The organism is Scytonema sp. UIC 10036 (genome assembly GCF_009725235.1).
In genome coordinates this window covers 1-6,532 of the sequence record NZ_WJFC01000357.1, presented here as the reverse complement: position 1 = coordinate 6,532, position 6,532 = coordinate 1, and the positions used below count along the sequence as shown (strand labels likewise).

The window sequence follows — 6,532 nt, the reverse complement described above, 5'->3', positions numbered from 1 at the left end:
TTGTAAGTTTATAATTGAAACTATCAACTAACAATATAAATGCTACAACTAACAACTAACAACTAACAACTAACAACCAAAAACTAACAACCAACAACTAACAACTAACAACCAACAACTAACAACCAACAACTAACAACCAACAACTAACAACCAACAAAAATGTTATTGAATAACTAAACAATGAGCGAAAAAAGATTGTAGAAAAAACTCTAGAAAATAGATATGATATGCTTAAATAAATATAGGAATTTTGAACGGGTTGTGAGTGTGATTGAAGTAGCAATTAACAATTCAACGTTACTGAACGGAAAAAGTTAATAATTCTTAAAAAAATAGATAAAATTCCGAAAATTTTTCTGCCAAAAGATAGACGCAAGAACTATTTCTAGTGGTAGATATTGAAAATCCTAAAAAGCAATTTAATTCTAGTAACTAGTTGACTATTTTGAAGTAAAAACTTTACTGGAGTGATAAGGGGAAAATAAATTATGTCATACACAAATCGAGTAGGTGACGAGGTTATTACCGAACCTGCTGTAGTAGGTCGAATTGCCGATTACCACGATCGCGTTCGTTGGGGTCCTATCATTTCCGGTCTGTTGATTGCATTAGCAACTCAATTAATATTAAGTTCTATGTTTGCGGCAATTGGGGCTGGAACAATTGAGGGGTCAGGCGCACCCAGATCTCTTGCACCTAATGTTGCAGGCAATGTGGGCATTTGGTCAACTATTGCTTTGTTAATTTCACTATTTACTGGTGGTTGGGTGATGGCTCGTGCTTGTGGTCCCATGAACCGCAATACAGCTCTTCTCAATGGTGCAATACTATGGGCAACAACTCTGGCATTAAGTTCTTGGTTGTTAGCGAGTGGAGTATCAGGTGCTTTTGGTATTGCTGCTTCTAACGCTGGAGAAGTTGTTAACCAAGTGCAGCAAGGTGGCGTGAATATACCCCAAAACACTCCTAATGTAAGTGCTCGGGAGGCTACTGAAATTGCAAGTAATTTGCGTCAAGGTTTATGGTGGTTTGTCTTTGGTTCTTTGTTAGGTTTACTCGCCTCCATGATTGGGGCAGTTGCAGGAGCCCGCAGTCCGCGTAATAATAATAATTACGCTTAATGAATGGTTTGAAAAGTTTGATATTGCCTTCAGACAGGAAGTTGGAGGCTAGACAAAAAAAGTCCGCACAGGCGGACTTTTAGTTATTTTGTAGTAGGTAGGGCTAAAGCCCACCATTTAATGTTCATGGTGGTGGAAAGTGTCCACCCTACCACTAACAACTAACAACTAACCACTAACCCTTTTTACCACTTCAAATAAGCAGCATCCACGCCCTGTTCTCGGCGAATCTTGCTATCTTTCTCAAACCAATCAATCACTTGTTGTGCTGTTAAATCCTCAACAGTCACGTTATACTGTTGAGCTATATGATTCAAAAGCCTGAGAGATGAAATAGTTATTCTAGTTAAGAACTTTTCTGGTGAAGACAGTAAAGCAGCATCAACCTTTGCTGATTCTTCTAATGTTAAAAATTGTGGCGGCGATTGAGGTGGTAAGTTCATAATAAATAATTCAAAAAAATTCAACTTTATTAGAAAATCGAGTGTTGCTTGGTAATACCTATTACCAAAGACCTATTCTTTATGACCTAACATTAATAAAGAGCTTCTCATTCACAAAGGAAATTCCTCTCATAAAAGCACTTACTTTCTGGCTTGGACTAGATATCCACAACGGTGTTCGCCATTAATAATCCAGTGAGTACGTTCTACGGTACAATCTGGCAAGACAGCAGCAAACATTTCTAATTCATGGCCGCAAACACTAGGGAAAGACTCTGCAACATTGGAAATGGCACAGTTATGCTCGGTTAAAATGAATTTCTTATCATCTAATGATTCACTCGATTGTACTGGATGGCATTCAGCCATATAGCCTTCAGCTTTTCTCAGTTCTACCAAAGTTGCCACTCTTTCGGATAGAGGAGCGTCACCAAGGCGTTCTCGATAATCTTGGGCTTTGCGTTCCCACTGTTTTCGTAAAATTGAAGTGACTTCGTCTCGTCCTACCGTTTCCGCTAATGTATCCAGTAGAGAAACGGCGAATTTGCCGTAGCTATCGCCGAGACGCTCGCTGACTTTTATATTTAACCGTTCTTTGCCCTGACGAGTCAGTTGATAGATATGTTGCGGACGCCCCATCCCCCCTTGTACGGATGACAAGAGAGAAATAAGTTGCTCCGCCTCCAAATCTTTAATATGACGACGAATTGCTTGAGGGCTAACGTCTAAAGCGTCAGCCAGATCGAAAGCCGTAGCTTGTGAGTGTTTTAAAAGATATTCCAGAATATCTTGCTTAGTTGAGGACTGGTGGATAGTCGCCATCATCGCCCCAAAAATTTATCGTGACAAGGCTAAATTATGGATAATCTAGCGTAAAATAAAGATATGTTAAACAACACGAATGTTGTTTTAGTCCTTATACTTATTATGATAGCAGTCGAGTCACACCTCGGCTAGCTTGAAAAGGAAGCTCGGTTAAATATTCCGTCTTCCATCCTTAAAGAGATTGAGAAAAAGAACGCAAGAGTAACAGCCGATGAGCGCCACTGTCAAAACCTTAGTCAACCAGCCATATAAGTACGGCTTTGTTACTGACATTGAAGCCGACACGATTCCCCGTGGACTGAACGAGGACATCGTCCGTCTGATCTCCGCTAAGAAGAACGAGCCGGAGTTTATGTTGGACTTTCGCCTTAAGGCTTTCCGTCAGTGGCAAAAAATGGTTGAACCAACTTGGCCAAGTGTCAAGTACCCTGCAATAGATTATCAGAATATTATCTACTATTCGGCTCCAAAACAAAAGAAACAAAAGCTTAACAGCTTGAATGAAGTCGATCCAACTTTATTGGAAACCTTTGAAAAGTTAGGCATCCCCCTATCAGAACAGAAGCGGCTGGCAAATGTTGCAGTTGATGCAATTTTTGATAGTGTTTCCGTCGCGACAACATTCAAAGAAAAGTTAGCTAAAGATGGTGTTATCTTCTGCTCCATTTCAGAAGCATTGCAAGAACACCCAGAACTCGTACAAAAGTACTTGGGTAGCGTTGTTCCAGTAGCAGATAATTACTTTGCAGCCCTAAATTCTGCCGTATTTAGCGATGGTTCCTTCGTTTACATTCCCAAGGGTGTGAAATGCCCCATGGAACTGTCTACATACTTCCGCATTAACAACGGTGAAACTGGGCAATTTGAGCGAACACTGATTGTCGCTGAGGAAGGAAGCTATGTTTCTTACCTTGAAGGTTGTACTGCGCCAATGTACGACAGCAACCAATTGCACGCTGCTGTTGTCGAACTTGTCGCTTTAGACAACGCTGAAATTAAATACTCAACCGTTCAAAACTGGTACGCGGGCGATGCAAATGGAAAAGGTGGCATTTACAATTTTGTCACCAAGCGCGGTTTGTGCCAAGGCGTCAATTCTAAAATTTCTTGGACTCAAGTAGAAACTGGTTCTGCAATTACTTGGAAATATCCTAGCTGTGTGTTGGTGGGTGATAACTCTGTAGGTGAGTTTTATTCAGTCGCGCTGACAAATAATATGCAGCAAGCTGATACTGGCACCAAAATGATTCACGTTGGTAAGAACACCCGCAGCACCATTATTTCTAAGGGGATTTCTGCTGGTAACTCTAGCAACAGCTATCGCGGATTGGTAAAAATCAACCCCAAAGCAGAAGGGGCGAGAAATTATTCTCAGTGCGACTCCATGTTGATTGGGGATAATGCTCATGCCAATACTTTCCCTTATATCCAAGTGCAGAATAATGCTGCCAAGGTAGAGCATGAAGCTTCTACTTCTAAGATTGGGGAAGATCAACTCTTCTACTTTGCACAACGCGGTATTTCCACAGAAGATGCAATTTCCATGATGGTGAGTGGCTTCTGTAAGGATGTGTTCAATCAGCTACCTATGGAATTTGCTGTAGAAGCTGATAAGTTACTGAGTCTGAAGTTGGAAGGTAGTGTTGGGTAATGTCATGGATTTCTCGTTACCAGGCTGAGCCTGGTAACGCATACTGTGAGGCATTGTTGGGTAATTCTCGTTCCCAGGCTGAGCCTGGTAACGCATACTGTGAGGCATTGTTGGGTAATTCTCGTTCCCAGGCTCAGCCTGGTAACGCATACTGTGAGGCTCTGCCTCACGATACATTCGAGGCGGAGCCTCTCGTATGGCATTCCCAGGCTGAGCCTGGGAACGAGGTAGAGCGAAATAGAGAGGAAAAAAACACACATCATGATTATTGAGAATAGTGAAGTCGTGCTGTCAGTGAGAGATTTGACGGCAAATGTTGATGGGACACCAATTCTCAAGGGTGTAAACCTTGAAGTTCGATTGGGTGAAGTGCATGCGATTATGGGACCGAATGGTTCTGGTAAAAGTACTTTTTCTAAAGTTTTGGCTGGGCATCCTGCTTATGAGGTAACTGGCGGGGAAATTATTTTCCAGGGACAAAACTTGTTGGAGATGGAACCGGAAGAACGCGCCCGCTCTGGAATATTTTTGGCATTTCAGTATCCTTTGGAAATTCCTGGTGTGAGCAATTTGGATTTCTTACGGGTAGCTTACAATTCCCGTCAGAAAGCACGGGGCTTGGAGGAATTGGATGCTTTTGATTTTGATGACTTGGTAGAGCAAAAGCTGGAAGTGGTAAAGATGAATTCTGCTTTCCTCAGCCGTAGCGTCAATGAAGGGTTTTCTGGTGGTGAGAAGAAGCGCAATGAGATTCTACAGATGGCGCTTTTAGAACCAAGGTTGGCAATTTTGGATGAAACAGATTCGGGTTTGGATATTGATGCGCTGAAAATTGTGGCGAACGGGGTGAATCAACTCACAAGCCCTGAGAATGCGACAATTATGATTACTCACTACCAAAGGTTGTTGAATTACATCGTACCAGACTACGTTCATGTGATGGCGCGAGGACAGATTATTACCAGTGGTGGTAAGGAACTGGCGTTGGAGTTGGAATCTCGCGGTTATGACTGGGTGTTGGAAGAAAATGGAGTTGAGGTGACTGTGTAATGAGTATTCTTGTTTCTCCGAGTCCAGTTCCTAATTCCCATTCAATTGATTTAGCATCTACTGTGTTGGATAGAGATGCTTATCTGATAGATTTGTTGAACAAAATTGTCCGTGGTGTTGAGACACATCACGACAATGTATCTTGGTTGCAGGAGTTACGGGAACGCGCCGTTTTTTGGGTTCGTCAATCCATATTGCCTACAACTCGTGATGAAGAATGGCGCTTCACTGATTTATCTTTTTTGCGGAAAATTCAATTTAATGTAGAGACGAGAGGTGGGGCGTCTGTTGATAGCACGTCTCTACAAACATTACCAGAAGCAGCAACCAGTCGGTTGGTGTTTGTTAACGGGGTTTATTCATCTGAATTGTCCTCGGTTGCGGGTTTACCAGATGGGGTTGTCGTTAGCAATTTAGCTGATTTACCTGCTACGTATAGCGATCGCGTACAGGAATATTTGGCTCAAACTGAAGGGGCGCATGAACTGTTTACTGCTCTTAATACAAGCGGAATGGTTGATGTTGCGGTAGTATGGGTATCAAAGAATGTGGTTGTTGAAACACCGATTCATTTGGGATTTGTTGCTACTGGTGAGAAGTCTGGAATTTCTCTTCCGCGTTGTTTGGTTGTGGCGGAGACTGGTAGTAGTGTGACGTTAGTAGAAGAGTATGTGAACCGCAGAGGCGCAGAGGGCGCAGAGGAAGAGGGTGTATATTTTACTAATGCAGTTACGGAGATTTGGGTTGGGGAAAATGCTCGGGTAAATCATACCAGGATTGAGACGGAAAGTGCTGAGGCTCTTCATATTGGGAAGACGGCTGTTTCTCAAGCTCGTTACAGTTGGTATGGTTGTCACGCCGTAACTTTTGGTGGGAAGCTTTCACGTCATAATTTAGAGATTTTGCAAACTGGGGAGCAGACAGAAACTGTTCTCAATGGATTGACGATGATTGGGGGACAACAGTTGGCGGATACTCACAGTGCGATCGCATTGAATTATCCTCATGGTATAAGCAAGCAATTGCACAAGTGTATTCTTAGCGATCGCGCTCATGGAGTGTTTAACGGTAAGATTTTTGTTCCGAAGCCCGCACAGTTGACGGATGCAGCCCAGTTAAATCAGAATTTGTTGTTATCCTCTAAAGCCAGAATTGATACCAAACCTCAATTAGAGATTACTGCTGATAATGTAAAGTGCGCCCATGGTGCTACTGTGAGTCAGTTAGAAGATGATGAAATTTTCTATCTGCAAAGTCGGGGTATTGATGCCAATGATGCTTGCAACTTATTGGTGAATGCCTTTGCTGCTGAAATCATCAATCAAATACCTGTTCCTTCAGTGAGACAATCTCTTATGCAAAAGGTTAGTGGTTAGTGGTTAGTGGTTAGTGGTTAGTGGTTAGTGGTTAGTGGTTAGTGGTTAGTGGTTAGTGGTTAG

General features: G+C 42.3%; 6 protein-coding genes. 4 read left to right on the top strand and 2 right to left on the bottom strand.

Annotated elements, in window-relative coordinates:
• Positions 1 to 491 precede the first annotated feature (491 nt).
• Entirely contained in the window at positions 492 to 1,124 is a 633-nt protein-coding gene (locus F7734_RS59950) for a hypothetical protein (RefSeq protein ID WP_155753629.1), read from the top strand.
• 185 nt (positions 1,125 to 1,309) lie between these two features.
• Here F7734_RS59950 and F7734_RS59945 read toward each other — a convergent pair whose 3' ends face one another.
• Both F7734_RS59945 and sufR read right to left on the bottom strand, forming a co-directional pair.
• Complete coding sequence (locus F7734_RS59945; protein WP_155753628.1) at positions 1,310 to 1,567, bottom strand: hypothetical protein; 258 nt, start codon at positions 1,565 to 1,567, stop codon at positions 1,310 to 1,312.
• A 141-nt stretch (positions 1,568 to 1,708) separates the two neighbouring features.
• Complete coding sequence (gene sufR, locus F7734_RS59940; RefSeq protein WP_155753630.1) at positions 1,709 to 2,389, bottom strand: iron-sulfur cluster biosynthesis transcriptional regulator SufR; 681 nt, start codon at positions 2,387 to 2,389, stop codon at positions 1,709 to 1,711.
• Between the two features lie 214 nt (positions 2,390 to 2,603).
• Between sufR and sufB the strand changes: the two genes are divergently transcribed.
• The 3 genes from sufB to sufD all read left to right on the top strand — a co-directional run bounded on the left by sufB (position 2,604) and on the right by sufD (position 6,469).
• Entirely contained in the window at positions 2,604 to 4,043 is a 1,440-nt protein-coding gene (gene sufB / locus F7734_RS59935) for a Fe-S cluster assembly protein SufB (protein ID WP_155753627.1), read from the top strand.
• A gap of 261 nt (positions 4,044 to 4,304) precedes the next feature.
• The gene (gene sufC, locus F7734_RS59930; RefSeq protein WP_155753626.1) at positions 4,305 to 5,093 is read left to right on the top strand and encodes a Fe-S cluster assembly ATPase SufC; all 789 of its coding nucleotides are present in this window, start codon (positions 4,305 to 4,307) and stop codon (positions 5,091 to 5,093) included.
• Entirely contained in the window at positions 5,093 to 6,469 is a 1,377-nt protein-coding gene (sufD, locus tag F7734_RS59925) for a Fe-S cluster assembly protein SufD (protein ID WP_155753625.1), read from the top strand. The genes sufC and sufD overlap by 1 nt, the downstream gene beginning before the upstream one ends.
• Positions 6,470 to 6,532: the final 63 nt, after the last annotated feature.